This is a genomic window from Brevundimonas diminuta 3F5N (assembly GCF_900163625.1).
Taxonomy (GTDB): Bacteria; Pseudomonadota; Alphaproteobacteria; order Caulobacterales; family Caulobacteraceae; genus Brevundimonas; species Brevundimonas diminuta_A.
Window position 1 is genome coordinate 79,798 of record NZ_FUIE01000085.1, and the last position, 17,870, is coordinate 97,667.

Annotated in this window: 16 protein-coding genes; 7 read left to right on the top strand and 9 right to left on the bottom strand. The window is 70.2% G+C overall.

The window, feature by feature from the left end; translation table 11 throughout:
- Window positions 1–2 precede the first annotated feature (2 nt).
- Window positions 3–1,040: a tryptophan--tRNA ligase gene (gene trpS, locus FM111_RS15615; protein WP_087141837.1), complete on the bottom strand. Its 1,038-nt coding sequence runs from the start codon at window positions 1,038–1,040 to the stop codon at window positions 3–5.
- A 250-nt stretch (window positions 1,041–1,290) separates the two neighbouring features.
- On the opposite strand from trpS, the gene FM111_RS15620 reads away from it, so the two are divergent.
- Window positions 1,291–1,794 carry a hypothetical protein gene (locus FM111_RS15620; protein ID WP_087141838.1) on the top strand — a complete coding sequence of 168 codons (504 nt, stop codon included), beginning with the start codon at window positions 1,291–1,293 and terminating at the stop codon, window positions 1,792–1,794.
- Here the strand turns inward: FM111_RS15620 and murJ are convergent.
- The 6 genes from murJ to FM111_RS15650 form a co-directional block, all read right to left on the bottom strand.
- A complete protein-coding gene (gene murJ, locus FM111_RS15625) occupies window positions 1,789–3,495 on the bottom strand; it encodes a murein biosynthesis integral membrane protein MurJ (RefSeq protein ID WP_087141839.1) in 1,707 nt (568 codons plus the stop codon). The two genes, FM111_RS15620 and murJ, sit on opposite strands and share 6 nt — an antisense overlap.
- A gap of 30 nt (window positions 3,496–3,525) precedes the next feature.
- A complete protein-coding gene (glnD, locus tag FM111_RS15630) occupies window positions 3,526–6,228 on the bottom strand; it encodes a [protein-PII] uridylyltransferase (protein ID WP_256968380.1) in 2,703 nt (900 codons plus the stop codon).
- Between the two features lie 150 nt (window positions 6,229–6,378).
- The gene (mutS, locus tag FM111_RS15635) at window positions 6,379–9,084 is read right to left on the bottom strand and encodes a DNA mismatch repair protein MutS (RefSeq protein ID WP_087141840.1); all 2,706 of its coding nucleotides are present in this window, start codon (window positions 9,082–9,084) and stop codon (window positions 6,379–6,381) included.
- A gap of 95 nt (window positions 9,085–9,179) precedes the next feature.
- The gene (locus FM111_RS15640; protein ID WP_087141841.1) at window positions 9,180–10,079 is read right to left on the bottom strand and encodes an aldo/keto reductase; all 900 of its coding nucleotides are present in this window, start codon (window positions 10,077–10,079) and stop codon (window positions 9,180–9,182) included.
- Window positions 10,080–10,148: 69 nt separating this feature from the next.
- Window positions 10,149–10,781, bottom strand: a complete 633-nt coding sequence (maiA, locus tag FM111_RS15645; RefSeq protein WP_087141842.1) for a maleylacetoacetate isomerase — start codon at window positions 10,779–10,781, stop codon at window positions 10,149–10,151.
- Window positions 10,778–11,431, bottom strand: coding sequence for a fumarylacetoacetate hydrolase family protein (locus FM111_RS15650; RefSeq protein WP_087141843.1), 654 nt, complete (start codon window positions 11,429–11,431; stop codon window positions 10,778–10,780). The genes maiA and FM111_RS15650 overlap by 4 nt, the downstream gene beginning before the upstream one ends.
- Window positions 11,432–11,589: 158 nt before the next feature.
- Between FM111_RS15650 and FM111_RS15655 the strand changes: the two genes are divergently transcribed.
- The 3 genes from FM111_RS15655 to FM111_RS15665 all read left to right on the top strand — a co-directional run bounded on the left by FM111_RS15655 (window position 11,590) and on the right by FM111_RS15665 (window position 12,626).
- Window positions 11,590–11,934 (top strand): glycine zipper domain-containing protein, encoded by a 345-nt coding sequence (locus FM111_RS15655; RefSeq protein ID WP_087141844.1) that lies wholly within the window; start codon window positions 11,590–11,592, stop codon window positions 11,932–11,934.
- Window positions 11,934–12,344, top strand: coding sequence for a hypothetical protein (locus FM111_RS15660; protein ID WP_087141845.1), 411 nt, complete (start codon window positions 11,934–11,936; stop codon window positions 12,342–12,344). Before FM111_RS15655 ends, FM111_RS15660 begins: the two co-directional genes overlap by 1 nt.
- A gap of 102 nt (window positions 12,345–12,446) precedes the next feature.
- On the top strand, window positions 12,447–12,626 hold the full coding sequence (locus FM111_RS15665; protein ID WP_003166483.1) for a DUF1328 domain-containing protein: 180 nt from the start codon (window positions 12,447–12,449) through the stop codon (window positions 12,624–12,626).
- A gap of 69 nt (window positions 12,627–12,695) precedes the next feature.
- On the opposite strand, the gene FM111_RS15670 is transcribed toward FM111_RS15665, so the two are convergent.
- Together FM111_RS15670 and FM111_RS15675 are read right to left on the bottom strand one after the other, a co-directional pair.
- Entirely contained in the window at window positions 12,696–13,484 is a 789-nt protein-coding gene (locus tag FM111_RS15670) for a metallophosphoesterase family protein (protein ID WP_087141846.1), read from the bottom strand.
- On the bottom strand, window positions 13,484–14,449 hold the full coding sequence (locus FM111_RS15675; RefSeq protein ID WP_087141847.1) for a diacylglycerol/lipid kinase family protein: 966 nt from the start codon (window positions 14,447–14,449) through the stop codon (window positions 13,484–13,486). The genes FM111_RS15670 and FM111_RS15675 overlap by 1 nt, the downstream gene beginning before the upstream one ends.
- Window positions 14,450–14,603: 154 nt before the next feature.
- Between FM111_RS15675 and FM111_RS15680 the strand changes: the two genes are divergently transcribed.
- From FM111_RS15680 to FM111_RS15690, 3 genes are all read left to right on the top strand, one after another.
- A complete protein-coding gene (locus FM111_RS15680; protein ID WP_087141870.1) occupies window positions 14,604–14,957 on the top strand; it encodes a YMGG-like glycine zipper-containing protein in 354 nt (117 codons plus the stop codon).
- Between the two features lie 126 nt (window positions 14,958–15,083).
- A complete protein-coding gene (locus tag FM111_RS15685) occupies window positions 15,084–15,539 on the top strand; it encodes an OmpA family protein (RefSeq protein ID WP_087141848.1) in 456 nt (151 codons plus the stop codon).
- Window positions 15,540–15,644: 105 nt separating this feature from the next.
- Window positions 15,645–17,858: a protein-disulfide reductase DsbD family protein gene (locus FM111_RS15690; protein ID WP_087141871.1), complete on the top strand. Its 2,214-nt coding sequence runs from the start codon at window positions 15,645–15,647 to the stop codon at window positions 17,856–17,858.
- The last annotated feature ends 12 nt before the right edge of the window (window positions 17,859–17,870 follow it).

Consider the following 17,870-nt stretch of genomic DNA (forward strand, 5'->3'; position numbering starts at 1 on the left):
GCTCAGCCCTGCCAGAAGCCGACGATCTTCTTGACCTCGGCGATGGTCGGCTCGGCGATCTCGCGGGCCTTTTCGGCGCCCGCAGCCAGGGCGCGGTCGATCTCGGCCGGGTCGTTCATCAGGCGGCGCATCTCGGCCGTGACATCAGCCATGGACGACACCGCCAGTTCGGCCAGCTTGGGCTTGAAGGCGCCGAAGCCCTGGCCCGCGAACTCGGCCAGCACGGCCTCGCGCGTGGTGTCGGCCAGGGCGGCGTAGATGGCGACCAGGTTCTTGGCCTCGGCGCGGCCCTCCAGCCCCTCAACCGTTTCCGGCAGCGGCTCCATGTCGGTCTTGGCCTTGCGGATCTTGTTGGCGATGGCGTCGGCGTCGTCGGTCAGATTGATACGCGACAGGTCCGACGGATCGGACTTGGACATCTTGGCCGCGCCGTCGCGCAGGGACATGACCCGCGTCGCCGGACCCTGGATCAGCGGGTCAGGCAGGGGGAAGTAGCCCGGCGCGCCGAAGTCGTTGTTGAACTTCTGGGCGATGTCGCGGGTCAGCTCCAGATGCTGCTTCTGGTCCTCGCCGACCGGCACTTCGGTCGCCTTGTAGAGCAGGATGTCCGCCGCCTGCAGCACCGGATAGGTGTAGAGGCCGACGCTGGAGCGTTCCTTGTGCTTGCCCGACTTCTCCTTGAACTGGGTCATCCGGTCCAGCCAGCCCAGACGGCCGACGCAGTTGAAGATCCAGGCCAGCTCGGCGTGGGCGGGCACGGCCGACTGCGGGAAGATGACGGCCTTGGCGGGGTCGAGGCCCGAGGCCAGATAGGCCGCCGCGATCTCGCGCGTCTGGGCGGCCAGCTTCTCGGGCTCCTGCCAGACAGTGATGGCGTGCATGTCGGCGACGAAGACGAACAGCGGCGCGCCCGTCTCCTGCAGTTCGGTGAAGCGCTTCAGCGCGCCCAGATAGTTGCCCAGGTGCAGGGCGCCGGAGGCCTGGATGCCGGACAGGATGCGGCGCGGACCGGTGTATTGGGCCGGAGTCTGGTCAGTCATGATGATGGATCTCGGAAATCGAAAGGCGAATGTCGGCGCGCGTCATCCCGCGCGAAAGGCAGGCGTGCGGAGGCACGAGGCGGCAGGTCAGCCGCGCCATCGTCCGTGAGCGAGTTTTCGTCCCGAAAGCGCCATATCCTCGCGCTTATCGGTTCGGGGCGCGAAGAGCAACACTCCTGCGGCGGTTCGCACGTCGCCGCGATCATGGAACGGTGTTAGCTTCACTTTCCTTAGGCACGGAGGGAAGGACATGGATGAATTCGAAGTCGCCCCGCCCGAGAGCTTCGACTCTCGACAGGCGCTGACGCGGATGCTGGCGCTGCTGCGTCATCTGATCAACATGATCGCCGAGTTCAGGGAGACGCTGATCCTGACCAGCGGCGGCGACCCCGCCGATCCGGTGCTGGACGAGGCGTTCCTGGCCGCCCGCAGCCTGGCGCTGGAAGACATCGACGCCTTGACCGCCCTCGTCGGCGATGCGGACTTCGCCGCCCCGCCCATGGTCGAGCATCGCCTTCAGGGCGAGGCGCTGCGCTTCAAGATGCTGGCGATCCTGGCGGCCTATCGCCTGGTCGTCGCCGCCCAGCCCAGCCGAAATCCGGGGATGAGCCGGGGCTGGTCCCTCTATCGCCGCGCCCTGCGCGGGACGCTGGCGGCCATCGACGGGCCGCTGGAATCCCTGACGGCGGCGCTCGGCGCAAGGCAGGGCTTGGTGGAGTTCAAGAAGGCGCTGGAGGTGCTGCTGGACCTATGATGACCGGGCCGAGCGTCGGACCAGTCCCTTGACCTCGGCGACCGTCACGGCGCGCGTCAGGAAGGCCAGGACGACATAGGCCAGACCGCCCGCCGCCACGACCAGCAGCAAGGTGATCTCCTTGGCGCCGTGGGTCGAGCCAAGCATGGTCAGCAGGTCCGCGACCGGCGCCTGCAGCATGGGCCGCGCCCATGAGGCGGCGCCGACCACCGCCGCCAGGCCCGCGCTGGCCAGGGCGATGCGCCCCAGCCGCCAGACAGCGCGCGGGCTGGGGCGGTAATGACCGCGCCGCCACAGGGTCGCCGCCAGCAGGATGACATTGGTCCAGGCCGAGGCGCTAACCGCCGCCGCAATGCCCGACACCCCCATGCCGAGATAGAACAGCCCGATCGCCAGCGCCGCGTTCACCGCCACCGAAACAAGGGCGAAGACCATGGGCCGTCGCGTATCGCCGCGCGCGAAGAAGGCCGGGGCCAGGATGCGGATCAGGACGAAGGCGGGCACGCCCCAGCCGAAGTGCAGCAGGGCGTGGGCCGTGTTGACGGCGTCCACCTGCAGAAAGGCGCCGCGCGTGAACAGGGCGTCGATCAGGAAGTAGGGCATGGCCATCAGGGCCGCCGCCGCCGGCAGGGTCAGGGCCATCGACAGGATCAGCGCCTCGTCCATCGAGGCCTGCTGCTGGCCCTTGTCCTCGGACGCCACCGCCGACGACAGCTTGGGCAGCAGGGCGATGCCGATGGCCACCCCGACCAGGCCCAGCGGCAACTGATACAGCCGGTCCGCCGTCGCCAGCCAGGTGCGCCCGCCGTCGACGAAGCTGGACAGGTTGCCGGAGATGAAGACGTTGATCTGGGTCGCGCTGTTGCCGATGGCGGCGGGAACCGCGGTGATGATGATGGCCTTCACCGCCGGGGTCATCTTCGGCAGGCTGAGGCGGATGTTCGCCCCCGCCTTGCGCGCCGCCCACCAGCACAGACCCGCCTGGGCCACGCCCGCGACCAGCACGGCCCAGGAGGCGGCGTAGGCGGCCTCGATCTGATCGCCCTTCACCGGCCAGACGGCGGCCAGCATGATGACGTTCAGCAGGATCGGATAGGCGCCCGAGACGATGAAGCGCCCGCGCGCGTTCAGCACGCCGCTGAGCAGGGCGGCGATCGCCATACAGGGCAGGTAGGGCATGGTGATCTGAGTCAGGATCACCGCCAGTTTGAAGCGCGCCGGATCGTCCAGGAAGCCGATATTGATGACGGTCATCAGCCACGGCATGGCCAGCTGGGCGACGATGGTCAGGGCCACGGTGACGGCGGCCACGGCGGCCAGGGCGTCGGTCGCCACCTTGTCGGCCGCCGCCTCGCCCTCGCTCTTCAGCGTCTTGGCGTAGGCGGGCACGAAGGCGGCGGCGAAGGCGCCCTCGGCGAAGATGCGCCGGAACAGATTGGGGAAGTTCAGCGCCGTATAATAGGCGTCGGCCGCCGGTCCCGCCGAGGCGCCCAGCGCCGCCGTGATGACCAGATCGCGCGCAAACCCGGCCAGACGGCTGAGCAGGGTCATGGCGCTGAAGATGGCCGAGGAGCGCGCCACGCCGCCGGCTTTGGGCTTAGCCACCGCCGCCGAGGCGGGGGGCTGGACCACCGGCTCGACCGTGGCGTTTGCCGCAGAAATCGGCGCGGCCGGTTCGATGGGATCGGTCTTGTCGTTCACGGCTGTTCCTGCGCTCGGTCCCGAAACGCCTTAGCGCGCCTGCGGGCCGCTGGATACGGGCGAGCGGCCCAGCGCACCTTCCAGATCCGAAACGTCGCGCACGCTGGCGCGCACGGGGGTGATGCGCCGCCCCGCCGGTCCCTGGGGCGCGCGGTCCAGCACCTCCAGAAGATCGGCCTTCAAGGCTTCAAGCTTCGACTTGCTCTTGGGTTTCCGGCCGTCCGCGTCGGTGATGTAGAAGCCGTCCACCGCCCGCTCGCCGAAGCTGGCGACGTGGGCCGATCGGGTCGAATAGCCATGCGCGGAAATGGTCCGCGCCAGGTCGGCCAGCAGGCCCGGCCGGTCGGCGCCCGAGACCTCGATCACCACGGCGCTGGTCCCCGTATCGGCGTCGATCCGCACCACCGGGCGCACCTCGAACACGGCGCGGCGGGCGCTGACGCGCGGCGTCTCCAGGGTCGAGGTCCGCGCGCCCTTCAGCACGGCCCGCTCCATCGCCTTGACCAGAATGGCCAGCCGTCGCGGCTCGCGTCGGCCATAGGGCTCGCCCGCCCCGTCCTGAATCTCGAACACGTCCAGCGCCATGCCGTCGTCGGCCGTGGCCAGCCGCGCGCCCACCACATCGGCGCCCGCCATCGACAGCGTCGCCGCCAGATCGGCGAACAGGCCGGGCCGGTCGCGCGCCGCCACGGCCACGCGGGCGGTGGATTCCAGCGGCCCTTCGGCAGGCAGGGCCTCGACCGCCGCCCCTTCGCGCCGCGCCCGCTCGACCAGCGCCGGGTGGTCGGCCAGAGGGTCTTCGCGCGTCACGGCGTCGCCCCGGAACAGAGCCTCGGTCGCCTCGAACAGGGCGCGCATCAGTTGCCCCTTCCAGCCGTTCCACACCCCCGGTCCCACGGCGCGGATGTCGGCCACGGTCAGCACCATCAGCATCCGCAGACGCTCCGGGTCGCCCACGGCCTCGGCGAAGGCCCTCACGGTCGAGGGGTCGGAGACGTCGCGCTTTTGGGCGTAGTCGCTCATCAGCAGGTGATGGCGCACCAGCCAGACGACCAGCTCGATCCGGCGCGGATCGACGCCCAGCCGCTCGCACGCCCGGCGCGCGGCGATGGCGCCGTCCTCCAACTGGCCTCGATCGCCGCCCTTGCCCACGTCATGCAGCAGCATGGCCAGCATCAGGGCCTCGATATCGGCGATGCGCGGGATGATGGCGGTCGAGGCCGGGTGGTCCGCCTTCAGCTTGCCGCGCGCGATATCATTGATGACGCCGACCGCCTGCAGGGTGTGCTCGTCCACTGTATAGGCGTGGTACATGTTGAACTGGGTCTGGCCGACGATCCGCCCCCACTCGGGCAGGAAACGACCCAGGAAACCCGTCTCATTCATGATCGACAGGACGCGATAGGGCCGCTGACCGTGCGCCAGCACCGTCAGAAAAGCCTCGGCCGCGCGCGGATCGCGGCGCAGGGCGGGCGTCACCAGAGTCAGCGAGCGGATCACGGCGGCGAAGGCGTCGGGGTGCAGGTCCAGGTCCAGCCGGTCCGCCTCGACGAACAGCAGCAGCAGACGCACCGGATCGCGCGCGAAGACATTGGCCCCCGTGACGGTCAGCCGCCCCTCTTCCACCGCCAGACCGTCGAAGGCCAGCTTGATCCGGCGCCGCCGCATCAGCCGCGACAGGCCGCGCGCCAACCCTTCCGCCTTCTTCTGCTGACGGGCCTCCAACTGGGCCGAGACGGCGCGTGTCAGGGCGCCGACCTCGCGCGCGACCTGGAAATAGCGGCGCATGAAGCGCTCGACCGCCAGTTCGTCGCCGCGCCCGCGCCAGCCCATGCGCCGGGCGATCTCGGGCTGGACGTCGAAGGTCAGCTTCTCCTCGGGCCGCCCCGTGACCAGGTGCAGCAGGATGCGCACCCGCCAAAGGAAGCCGATCGCCTCGCGGAAGCTGCGAAGCTCGCGGGCGGTCAGCAGGCCTTCCAGCGCCGCCTGTCCCCGCTCGCTGTCCGGGGCCAGGGAGCGGGCGATCCAGAACAGGGTGTTGAGGTCGCGAAGCCCGCCCTTGCCGTCCTTGATGTTGGGCTCGACGCGATACCGGACGGCGCCGGTCTTCTGCAGGCGCACGTCGCGCTCGGCCATCTTGGCGGCGATGAAGGGGCGAGGGTCGGCGCGGGCGACGGCGGTGCGGAACCGCTTCAGCAGGCTATCGCCCAGGGCCGCATCCCCGGCCAGCACCCGCGCCTCCAACAAGGTCGTGCGCACCGTCATGTCGTCGCGCGCCAGCGTCAGGGTCTCGCCAATGGAACGGAAGGCCGAGCCGACCTTCAGCCCCAGATCCCACAGGACGTAGTGGACGAACTCCACCACCGCTTGCGCACGCGGACTGATCGCCCGCCCCGGCCGCAGGAACAGCAGGTCGAGGTCCGAAAACGGCGCCAATACCCCGCGCCCATAGCCGCCGACAGCCAGCAAGGTCAGCCGCTCGTCCGGAGCTGGATGGACCTGTTCGGTCGCGAACCGCCACAGGGTCGACAGCAGGGCGTCGGCGGCCTCGGCGTAAAGATGTGCGGCCTCGGCCCCGTCGGTCGCGCTCTCGGCCCGGCGTGCAGCGCGAGCGCGGTCGGCGTCAAAGCTTTCACGCAGGAGCGCAGTGACGGCGGCGCGCGGGTCCGGCGCCGAGGCGGCCTCAAGAACGGCGGACGGGAGCGGAGGCGATGCGGTCACGGCGACGACCATAGCACGCCCTTTTCTTCCCGCTCATCCAGGCGGACCCCGGGATCCAGTGAGAGCTTCGCCCTCCATCGATAAGGCTGGAGCTGCCAATGTCTAAGCGCGCGCCTAAAGCCAAAGGACTGAATCCCGGCGTCCGCCGGGATGAGCGGGGATTTAGACCTTCGCCAAACCCTTCAGCCGATACAGCGCCTCCAGCGCCTCGCGCGGCGTCAGTTCGTCGGGGTCGATGGCGGCGACGGCCTCGTCCAGCATGGACTTCACCGGCGGCGGGGGCGGCTCGGCGGCGGCGAACAGGGGCAGGTCGTCCAGACGGGCGGTCGCCGCCTTTTCATTCTCTAGTCGCTCCAGCACCTCGCGGGCGCGGCCGACGACGGCGGTCGGCACACCGGCCAGACGCGCCACCTGCACGCCGTAGGAGCGGTCCGCCGCACCGGGCGCCGCCTCGTGCAGGAAGACCAGTTCGCCGTTCCACTCCCTCGCCTTCATCGACAGGTTGCAGACGTGGTCCAGCCGTTCCTCCAGTTGGGCCAGCTCATGATAGTGGGTGGCGAACAGGGTGCGAGCGCGATTGGTCTCGTGCAGGGCCTCGGCCGTGGCCCAGGCGATGGCCAGACCGTCATAGGTGGCGGTGCCGCGCCCGATCTCATCCAGCACGACGAAGCTGCGCCCCGTCGCCTGCGTCAGGATGGCGGCCGTCTCGACCATCTCCATCATGAAGGTGGAGCGGCCGCGCGCCAGATCGTCGCCCGCGCCCACGCGGCTGAACAACCGGTCCACCACGCCCAGCGTCATCGACCGCGCCGGCACGAAGGCCCCGGCCTGAGCCAGCACCACCAAAAGCGCGTTCTGGCGCAGGAAGGTCGACTTACCCGCCATGTTCGGTCCGGTGACGATGGACAGGCGCGAGGCGCCCACGCCGTCGCCCGCCAACTGGCAGTTGTTGGGCGTATAGGGCTGGCCCTGCGCCTTCACCGCCGCCTCGACCACCGGGTGACGGCCCGCCTCGACGGCGAAACTCAAGGAATCGTCGACGCTAGGGCGCACGGCCCCGACCTCTTCGGCCCATTCGGCCAGGGCGGCGTGGGCGTCCAGTTCGGCCAACGCCTCGGCCACGCCCTGAAGCGGCCCGGCCAGACGCGCCACTTCGCGGCGCCAGCCCTCGAACGTCTCGGCCTCGATGGCCAGGGCGCGGTGCCCGGCCTGGCTGATTTTCGCGTCCAGCTCCGACAGTTCGACGGTGGTGAAACGCACCTGATTGGCCAGGGTCTGGCGGTGAATGAAGGGGCTGTCGGGTCCGGCGCGCAGCAGGGGCTCGGCCGCCTTGGCGCTGGTCTCGAGGAAGTAGCCGAGGACGGCGTTGTGGCGCACCTTGAAGGCGACGCCGCTGTCGGCGACGGCCTTGGCCTCCAGCTCGGCGATGACCTTGCGGCTGTCGTCGCGCAGCGTGCGGGCGGCGTCCAGCTCGGGCCGGTGGCCGGGGTTCACATAGCCGCCGTCGCGCGCCAGATGCGGCGGCTCGTCCATCAGGCCGTCGGTCAGTTCGGCCAGCAGGTGCGACAGGTCGCCCTCAAGCGCCAGCCGGTCGAGGCAGGCCGTCACCCGCGCAGGCGGCCCGGCCAGCGGGTCGTTGGCCGAGGCCGCGAACAGGGCGCTGAGACCCTCAGCCGTCTTCAACCCCGAACGGATGGCGGCCAGATCGCGCGGTCCGCCGCGTCCCAGCGCCAGCCGCGAGGTCGCCCGCGCCACATCGGCCGAGGCGCGTAAAGACTCGCGCAGGTCGCGTCGCAGATCACGCCGCTCCAACAGCCACTCGACCGCGTCCAGCCCGGCGTTGATCGCTGCCGGATCACGCAATGGTCGCGAGATACGCTCGGCCAGCGCCCGCGCCCCGCCCGAGGTCACGGTGCGGTCGATGGCGTGCAGCAGGCTGCCGTCGCGCTCGCCCCTCTGGGTGCGGTCGATCTCGAGGCTGAGACGCGTCGCCGGATCAATGGCCAGAAAACCGCTCTCGCCCGAACGGCGCGGCGGGGTCAGGGCGGGGACCTTGCCCGCCTGCGTCGTCTCCAGATAGGCGGCGATCAGGCCCAGCGCCGAAATCTCGGCCTCTTCAAAGGCGCCGAAACCGTCCAGCGCCGAGACGCCGTAAAGCCGCTGGACCCTATCCTTCGCCCCGACCGGCTCGGCCAGGGCCTGGGGCATGGCCTGAACCACCCCGCCCGAGCCGTCCAGCGCGCCCTTCATCGTCTCGTCCGAGAACAGGCGATCGGGAACCAGCACCTCCGACGGCCTGAACGCCGCCAGCGCCGCGCCCAGGTCCGACAGGTCGCAAGCGACCGAATCCACCACGCCCGCCGACAGTTCGACCACCGCCACGGCGGCCCTTCCTTTACGGATCGCCACCGCCGCCAGACGGTTGGCGCCGCGCGCGTCCAGCAGGGTGTCCTCGGTCAGGGTGCCGGGCGTCACCACCCGCACGATATCGCGATGGACCACGGCTTTGGAGCCGCGTTTCTTGGCCTCGGCGGGGTCTTCCAGCTGTTCGCAGACGGCGACCTTGAAACCCTGACGGATCAGCCGCGCCAGGTAGCCGTCCATGGCGTGGACCGGCACCCCGGCCATCGGGATGTCCTCGCCCTGATGCTTGCCGCGTTTGGTCAGGGCGATGCCCAGCGCCGCCGCCGCCTTCTGGGCGTCCTCGAAGAACAGCTCGTAGAAGTCGCCCATGCGGAAGAACAGCATGGCTTCCGGCTGGGTGGCCTTGACCGACAGATACTGCGCCATGACCGGCGTGGTTCCGGTGTCGGGCTTGGCGTCCGGCTTGAGTTCGGTTTTCGGGGGATGGGAAAGCGGCGCGTTCATATGGCGCGCAGGGTGGCGGATCAGGGCGGTCGCCTCAAGCGCGGGCGGCGCCCCTCATGCACAGGCGCAAGGCGACCTGTGGACAGCTCTGTGGATCAGGCCGCGCTGACCAGGCGCAGACGCGGGCGCGAGGCCAGGGCGGCGGGCGTCTCGTCCAACGCCAGGGCGTCCCAGTCGATGTCGGGGCGCGGGGCGTGGGAGGCGGCGATGATGGCCCGCAGCTCGGCTGATGACGCCACGCTGGCGACGACCGAGGCCACGCCGGGCAGGGTCAGGGCGTAGGCCAGCGCCGCCTGCATCGGATCGACGCGCGCCTCGGCCAGACGGCGGCGCGTGCGCGACAGGGCCATGCCGTGGGCGGCCAGTTCGGGCGGCAGGCTGTCGCGGTTGGCGAACAGCAGGCCCTGGGCGAAGACCGAAGCCAGATGCACCTCGACGCCCTGGCTCGCCAGCTCGGCGATAACGCCGCACCGCGCCGCGCGCTGGTCCAGGATGTTGCAGGTCAGTTGCACCACATCCGGTTGGAAGCGACGGGCCAACAGGGCGGGGCCGTCCTCGACCGTGGCGATGAAGCCGACCTTGCGGAAGACGCCGCGCGCCTTCAGCGCCTGAAGGCGGTCCCACAGAGCGCGACCTTCGGCGCCCGCCAGATCGGCGGCGTTCTGCACCAGGACGGCGTCGCCGCGCGGCAGGCCCATCCGCTCCAGCGAGCGGCGGGCGCGGGCCTCGACGCGGTCCAGCCCATCGGCCAGCGGCACGGTGCGGACGGTGACGCGGAAGGGCGAAGGGAAGGGCCAGGCCTGCCCCAGCATCCGTTCGACGTCGCCCTCTGGACGGGTGGCGACCAGGCCGATCCCGGCGTCGCCCGCGGTCTGCAGCAGGTGGCGCGTCGCCTCCTCCCGCTGGCCGGGCGGCAGCGGGCGGGACCGATCAGGCTCGACCACCAGGGCGATGGCGAGTTTGTCGGCCGGAGAGGGCGGAACGGCGAATCTCACACCGCCACTCTCGCCGTCAAAGCTTAAGGGAGATTGACTGAAATCAAGGTCGTTGGTGAATGAAGACGCTTAATCCGCGTCCGGCTGGTTTTCCGGCAGGGCGGCGATGAAGGCCGGGTGGACCTCGGCCCGCGCCTCGATCTCCAGCAGGCGCGGAAAGGCCGCCAGATCGACGTTGAACCGCCGCGCCGAATAGAGCTGCGGCATCAGGTAGCAGTCCGCCAGGGTCGGCGCCGCGCCGAAACACCAGCCCTCGCCGTGACGCACGACCAGCGCCTCCAGCGCCGTAAAGCCGTCGATGATCCATTGACCGGCCCAGGCGTCCACGCCCGCCTGATCGGCGCCCAAACCGCGCACGGCCTTCAGCACCCGCAGATTGTTGAGGGGATGGATGTCGCAACCGATCACCGCCGCCATGGCCCGCACCTGCGCCCGTCCCGCCGCATCGCGCGGCAGCAGGGGCGGCTCGGGATGGGTCTCCTCCAGCCACTCCAGAATGGCCGGGCTCTGGGTCAGCACCAGGCCGTCGTCCGTCTCCAGCGCCGGGACCAGGCCTTGCGGATTGAGCCGGAGGTAGGCGTCGGACTTCTGCGCGCCCGTGCGCAGATCCAGCGCCGCCTGTTGATACTCCAACCCCTTCAGATTGAGGGCGATGCGGGTGCGATAGCTGGTGCCCGAGCGCCAGTAGCCGTGCAGGATCATGATTTCACCGTGAAGTTGAGCGGGGGCAGGCCGCTGATGATCGCCTCGACCCGATCGCCGCGCTGGATGGGGCCGACCCCTTCGGGCGTGCCGGTGAAGATCAGGTCGCCGGGTTGCAGCGCCCACAGTTCGGACGCCTTGGACAGGACGCCGTCCACGTTCCAGATCATATCGGACAGGCGGCTGGACTGACGAACCTCGCCGTTGACTTTCAACTCAATGGTCGCGTCGGACGCAGGCGGCGTCAGGCTGAGCGCGCCGCAGGGCGCCGATTGATCGAAGGCCTTGCCCGCCTCCCACGGCCGCCCCTTGGCCTTCGCCTCGGCCTGAAGATCGCGCCGCGTCAGATCGACGCCGACCGCCCAGCCGACCGGCCGGGCGTCCGCGCCCAGGGCCACGACCAGCTCGACTTCATAATGCAGGTTCTGCGTCGCCGACGGATAGGCCGGATCGGCCCCGTCCACGACCAGGGCGTCTCCCGGCTTGGCGAAGAAGAAGGGCGCGGGCTTGTCGGGATCGGCCCCCATTTCGCGGGCGTGGGCGGCGTAGTTCTGACCCACGCACAGGATGCGGCGCACGGGCAGGCGGCGCGCCTCCCCTTCGATCGGCAGGGACGGCGTCGGCGCGGGCGGGAACAACCACTGGGTCATGAGGCCTGTTCTAGAAGCGCCGCGCGCGTCGCGCCAGATGGCCTCCGCCGCGACCGTCGCCCATGCTGCATTGCAGGAACCTTGATCGTCGGTGTGGCGTTCCGGGCAGGGCTTCTCTATTTAATCGTCAAGCTTACACAAGGAGCGGAGCGCGCATCATGGCCACGTCCAAGGCTCGTGAAGACATCAAGAACGACCTCAAGACCCTCAAGGAGGACCTCAAGACGGGCGCCCGCGAGGAAACCCAGCGTCTGAAGGAAAAGGCCTCAGAGGCCGAAGCCCGCCTGCGCGAGCAGGGCGAGGAGCTGCGCGAGAAAGCGCGCGGCTATTATGACGACGCTAAGGTGCGCGGCCGCGAATATTACGACGACGCCGCCGAGAAGTTCGACGAAGCCCAGCGCTACGTCGTCGAGCGCGTGCAGGAGCGTCCGATCCAGTCGACCGCCATCGCCCTGGGCGTCGGCGTCGTCCTGGGCCTGCTGCTGGCCGGGCGTCGGCGCTGATGATCGGGCGGGGGCTCATCAACCGCGCGGTGGCGACCTTCGTCGCCGCCGGCGCGGCCTTCGTGGCCATGGTCGCCCTGGGGGCCACGGTCTATTATCTGCTGCTGCTGGTCGTGCCGCCGCTTATCGGCGCCGCCCTGACCGCCCTGCTGTTCGCCCTGATCGCGGCCATCGTCGCCCTGGTGTTCGTGCGACGGGCGCATGGTGATGACGAGGACGAAGAATACGACGAGCCCGAGGGCCTGGGCGTACGGGCCTTCCGGCTGTTCCAGCAGCGCCCGATCCTGGGCGCCGCGGCGGCTCTGGCGGGCGGCTTCATCTTCCTGCGCAACCCGGCGCTGGCCACCATGGTGGCGGCGGCCTTCACCGAGAAGAGTCGCAGCACAAGCCGCACAGGGCGTCGTCGTTAAAGGGAACAGCCAAGTCTCCGAGGCGTTGTTTCAGGCAAGCGGCGCTATCGACGGGAGAGGTCGAAAGCTCGCTCCCGTCAACACTTCTCGGAGGGTTCGCCTATGCTTCGCTGGGCTATTATTTTCTTCATCATCGCCTTGGTCGCGGCTGTTCTCGGCTTCGGCGGTATCTCGGGCATGTCGTTCGAGATCGCCAAATTCATCGCCATCATCGCCGTCATCCTGTTCGTCGTCTCCCTGCTGGTCGGCGGCCTGAGGGGGCGCGGCGGACCACGCATCTAGCCGAACGGCCAGACATTGAAATCAGGGCCGCGACGATGTCGTCGCGGCCCTTTTTCATGATTGAAGCCGTCAGGCGCGGCGGCGCGGAAGCCGCCAGGTCTGGTGATCCGCGAAACCCCGACCGTCCCAGGCCACGGCTGAGACGGTCACCGTCTCGGCGTCCCATTCGATGCGGTTGAAGCTGGGCGGCGCGCCGCGCTCACGATGCGACAGCGTCCCGCAGCCGACCGCGTAGGAGCAGCGATCCCCGACCCCGATCGGCAGGGCGAAAGGCACATGGACATGGCCAGTGACGATCAGGTCGACGCCCGCCTCGGCGAAGATGAGGGCGGCCCGTTCGCCGCGCTTGACCTCGCCGGTCATGGGGGCGCCGATCATCTCGATGAGCGGATGATGACAGGCCAGCACGCGCAAGGCCCCGGCCGGCGCCTGACGCAGGGCCTCGGCCGCGCGGCGCGTCTGATCCAGATCGATGACGCCCTTCGACCAGTTGGGCCGAGCCTGCCAGCCGCGCGCCGTCGTCACGCCCCGCACCATCAGCCGGTCCGTGCGGAACTCATGGTCATGGGCCGGATGGCCGGTCGCCCGCTCGAACGCCCGCCAGGGCCAGAACAACCGCGCCATCACATCCCAATAGGGCACGTCATGATTGCCGACGGTGACGAAGACCGGTTCGGGCAGGGCGCGGATCCACTCGCCCGCCGCCGCAAACTCGCGCGGATAGCCCCTCTGGGTGATGTCGCCGGTGATCAGGATCAGGTCGGCCCCGGCGGCGTGGGCGTAGTCGGACGCCGCCGCCACCGCATGTTCATGCTCGCATCCGAAATGAACGTCCGAGAACTGGAGGACCAGACCCACTAAACGCTGTCCTCGCCCGCCGGAGGCTTGGGCGCCAGAGCCATGAAGGCGCGCGGCACGAACTTCACCGCCGTTGCGCGGCCCAGCAGCATCGGCTCGCCGTCGATCACGGCGGGAATGCGCGAACGGGCCTCCACCTCGATCTTGCGCGCGCCGCGGGTGGTGACGGTCGGATCCTGGCGCCAGTCGTCGAACAGGGCGTGGGCGGCCAGACGGAAGGCCTGGGCCGCGTCGGCGGTGTTCATGGCCGCCGCCTCCAGCCCGTCGCACTTGACCATGGCCTTGGAGATCAGCGGGCTGATCAGCACCAGAGCCTCGGCCTTTTCCCGCTCGCCGCCGTCCAGCGCATAGCGCACCCGGCCCGAGAAGGCCTTTTTCAGCGCCCGGCGGCCATAGGTCCAGGCCATCTTCAGCTTGCCTTCGCGAATGGCCTCGCGCGCCGGAGCCCACAGGGCGGGCGAGCCCAGGATGGCGGCGCAATAGAAGGCCTCGCCCTCGACCTCGCCGCCGGACACGCACTGGGGCGCGCCCTCCTCAAGCGCCAGCCGAAGCGCCGCCTTCCAGTCCGCCGTGCCGTACAGGGCCTTGGGCAGCATGTTCATGGTGCCGCCGGGCAAGGGGGCGATCAGCGGCCCTTCCGGCCCAGCGCGAGCAGCGACCGCGCGCGCCGTCCCGTCGCCCGCCAGGATGAACAGGGCGTCCGGCCGCGCCGCCAGAGCCTCGCCGATCTGATCCGGGATGCGCGCCCCCTCCAGCACCACCACCTCGGCCTGCAGCGGATAGACGGCCAGCAGGGCGGCGGCTTCGTCGGCCGCCTGTGGGCCGACGCCGCCCGACAAGGGATTGACCAGGATGATGACCCGCTCCAGTCGGACCTCGCCGGTCAGGGGACGAAGCTCCTCGGCGGCGTCATGCGACGAAGGGGCGGCGGCCAGGGCGCTCAAGAAATTCGGGGCGTCGATCATGGGCGGCGAACGCCTGCGCGACCGGCCAGTTCCGCCCCTGCGACAACCGGTGAAAAATAAAGTGAAGCTTGCGGCGTTTTGCCTCGGAACCGCCCCGTTCCGACTGCGTTATCGAAGCTTCAGGGGTGCCCCCTAAGGGATGAAGGACAGAACCATGAACAAGGCGATTCTCGCCATCGCCGGCGCCGGTCTTCTGGTGACCGCCTGCGCCAGCGACCCGTATTACGGCGGCGGCGCCGGCTCGAGCCAGGCCGTCCGTCAGGGCGCCGTCGGCGCGGGTCTGGGCGCCGTGGCCGGCGCGATCATCGGCAACAACGTCGGCGGCGGCAACGCAGCCACGGGCGCCGCCATCGGCGCGTTGGCAGGCGGCGCGGCCGGGGCCATCCGCGGCTCGAACCAGGACCGCAACAACCAGCAGCGCTACCGCGACAACCAAGGTCGCTACTACTACTGCTACGACAACCGCCAGAGCGAGTGCTACTGGGAGAACGGCCAACGCCGTTATTGATCCAGGCTTCTAGCCTCTGGCGCCCGAAACGTTTTCGGGACAATCTGAAAGGGCGATCCGCATGGCGCGGGTCGCCCTTTTTGCTGGAGGGCGCGCACGCCGCACGGCGCGCGCGAGGGGCCTGACATGAAGCTTGTTTCCGTCGTCGTTCTGCTGACCGCCGGCTTGGTCGTGGCCGGGTGCGCCGCCACGAGCGGATATAAGAAGCGCAGCGATCTGGTCAGCGACCCGTCCGCCTGCGCCGACAAGCGGTTCGAGGTCTATTTCGTGCCCGACCGCGCCACCCTGACCGACGCCGCGCGCCAGGCCATCGGCATGACCGCGACCCAGCTTCAGGGCTGCCAGATCAAGCACGTCAAGGTGACGGGCCTGGCCGACGCCCGCAGCGGCACGGCCGCCGCCAACCAGTCCATTTCCGAGCAGCGCGCCCGCGCCGTGGCCGAGGCCCTGGCCGGCGCCGGCCTGCCCGCTCCGGCCTTCGACATCGAAGCCGCCGGCGCTCAAGGCGCCGTGGTCGGCGGCGTCAACGATCCCCTGCGGCGCCGCACCGAGGTGCTGATCGAGGTCGTCGCCCCACGCTAACGGCCCCAGGCGGCTGAACTGCGGCCCGCCGTCGCGGGCCGTGGATAGGCGAGGCTTGAGGGTCTAAGGTCGCGCCTTTCCCTGATCTTGTACTCGGCGTCGCCCTTGCGCATCCTGCTTCTTCTGCTGACCTGGTTCGCCCTCGCCCTTCCGGCGACGGCAGTCGCCTCTGCGCCCTCGACCGAGGCCGCCCTGCGCGAGGCTCTGGCCGCCGGAGCCGCCCCCGCCGCCAAGGGCGCCGTCGCGCCGGGCCCCCAACGCACCGAACGCATCGAGGCCGAACTGGTCGCCATGGGCGCCTGGGCTGCGCCCGGCTCCACTGCCGTCGTCGCCATCCGCCAGAAGATCCAGCCCGGCTGGCACACCTATTGGCGCAACCAGGGCGACTCCGGCGGCCCCACGACCCTGACCTGGTCCTTGCCGGGCGACGTGACGCCCGGCGACATCCTGTGGCCCCTGCCCGAGCGTCAACGGCTGCAGAGCCTGATGAACTACGGCTATTCGGACACGGTCTTCCTGCCTGTGCCGATCGGGATTCCGGCCGACGCGCCGCCGGGGCGCAGCCTGCCCCTGCGCGTCACCGCCCACTTCTACGTTTGCAGCGACGAGATGTGCGTGCCGGAAGACCTCGACCTGGCGCTGGACCTGCCCGTTCGCGACGGCGCCGCGCCGCTGGACGCCCGCTTCGGCCAGGCGGTGCAGGCGGTGGTCGCCGGCGCCCCCCGTCCCGCCGGGATCGACGCCCGCGCCGCCCTCGTTGACGGCAAGCTGACCCTGACGGCCAGCGGCGGGCCGTTGACCGGGGTCGCGCCGAAATGGGCCTATTTCTACCCGTTCGAGGGCGGGGTGATCGACCACGCCGCCGCCCAGTCGGGCGAACGCGGCCCGCAGGGGCTGACCGTAGGCGTCGCCGCCGGTCGCGGCCTGACGACCAAGGGGTTGCTGGGACCGATCGGCGGCGTCCTGTCCACCGATCTGGGCGCCTGGGAGATCACCGCCGAACCAGGCGCGGCTCTGACCGGGGTCGCGGGCGAGGGCGCGATCGGCGACGGCGAGGGTGCTCAGACCACGGCCGCCGCCACTGGGCTGTCCGACTTCGCCAAGGCGGCGCTGTTCGCCCTGCTGGGCGGGCTGATCCTGAACCTGATGCCCTGCGTCTTCCCCATCCTGGCGATGAAGGCCGCTTCGCTCAGCCGCGCCGCCCATGAACCGGCCGAGGCGCGCCGCGACGGCCTGGCCTTCCTGGCCGGAGTGCTGGCGACCTTCCTGCTGCTGGCGGGCGCGCTTCTAGCCCTGCGTGCTGGCGGTCAGGTTCTGGGCTGGGGCTTCCAGCTGCAATCGCCGGGCGTGGTCGCCGCCCTGGCCCTGCTGATGCTGGCGGTGGCGCTGAACCTGTCGGGCGTCTTCCATGTCGGCGCAGGCCTGCAAGGCGCCGGACACGGTCCGCTGTCGCGTCTGCCCGGCGCGGCGGGCGCCTTCTTCACCGGGGTGCTGGCGGTGATCGTCGCCGCGCCCTGCACCGCTCCCTTCATGGCCTTTGCGCTGGGCGCCGCCCTGTTCATGCCCTGGCCGATGGCCCTGGCGGTCTTCCTGATGCTGGGGTTGGGCCTGGCCCTGCCCTATGTGCTGATCAGCCTCAATCCGCGCCTGCTGGCCCGCCTGCCCAAGCCTGGCCCGTGGATGGAGAGCTTACGCAATCTGCTGGCCTTCCCCATGTACGGCGCCGCCCTGTGGCTGGCCTGGGTCTATGGTCGCCAGACCGCCGACGCCCTGGCCCTGCTGTTCGGTGCCGGGCTGATGCTGGCCCTGGCGCTGTGGCTCTACGGCCGGTATCAGGCCGCCGCGCCCGGAAAAGGCCGGGTCGCGGGCGCCGCCGCCCTGCTGGCCCTGATCGCGGCGCTGGGCTTCGGCGTCCTGGCGGGGCGCGCCGCGCCCGCCGCCCCGGACAGCGCAGGCGCTTCGACCCATTTGCCGTCCCAGCCCTGGTCCGAGCAGGCGGTGAAGGCCGCCCTGGCCGACGGGCGTCCGGTCCTGGTCAACTTCACCGCCGACTGGTGCGTGACCTGCAAGGTGAACGAAAGCACGGCCCTGTCCTCGGCTCGCACGGCTGAGGCGCTGGAACAGGCGAACGCCGTCTATCTGGTCGGCGACTGGACGCGACGCGACGACGCCATCACCGCCGAACTGCAACGCCACGGCCGCTCGGGCGTGCCCCTCTACCTCGTCTATGCGCCCGGCCAGTCCCAACCGCGCATCCTGCCTCAACTCTTGACCGAAGGCGTCGTCATCGGCGCCCTGAAGGACGCCGCCGCCCGCTGATCCATCACCCCA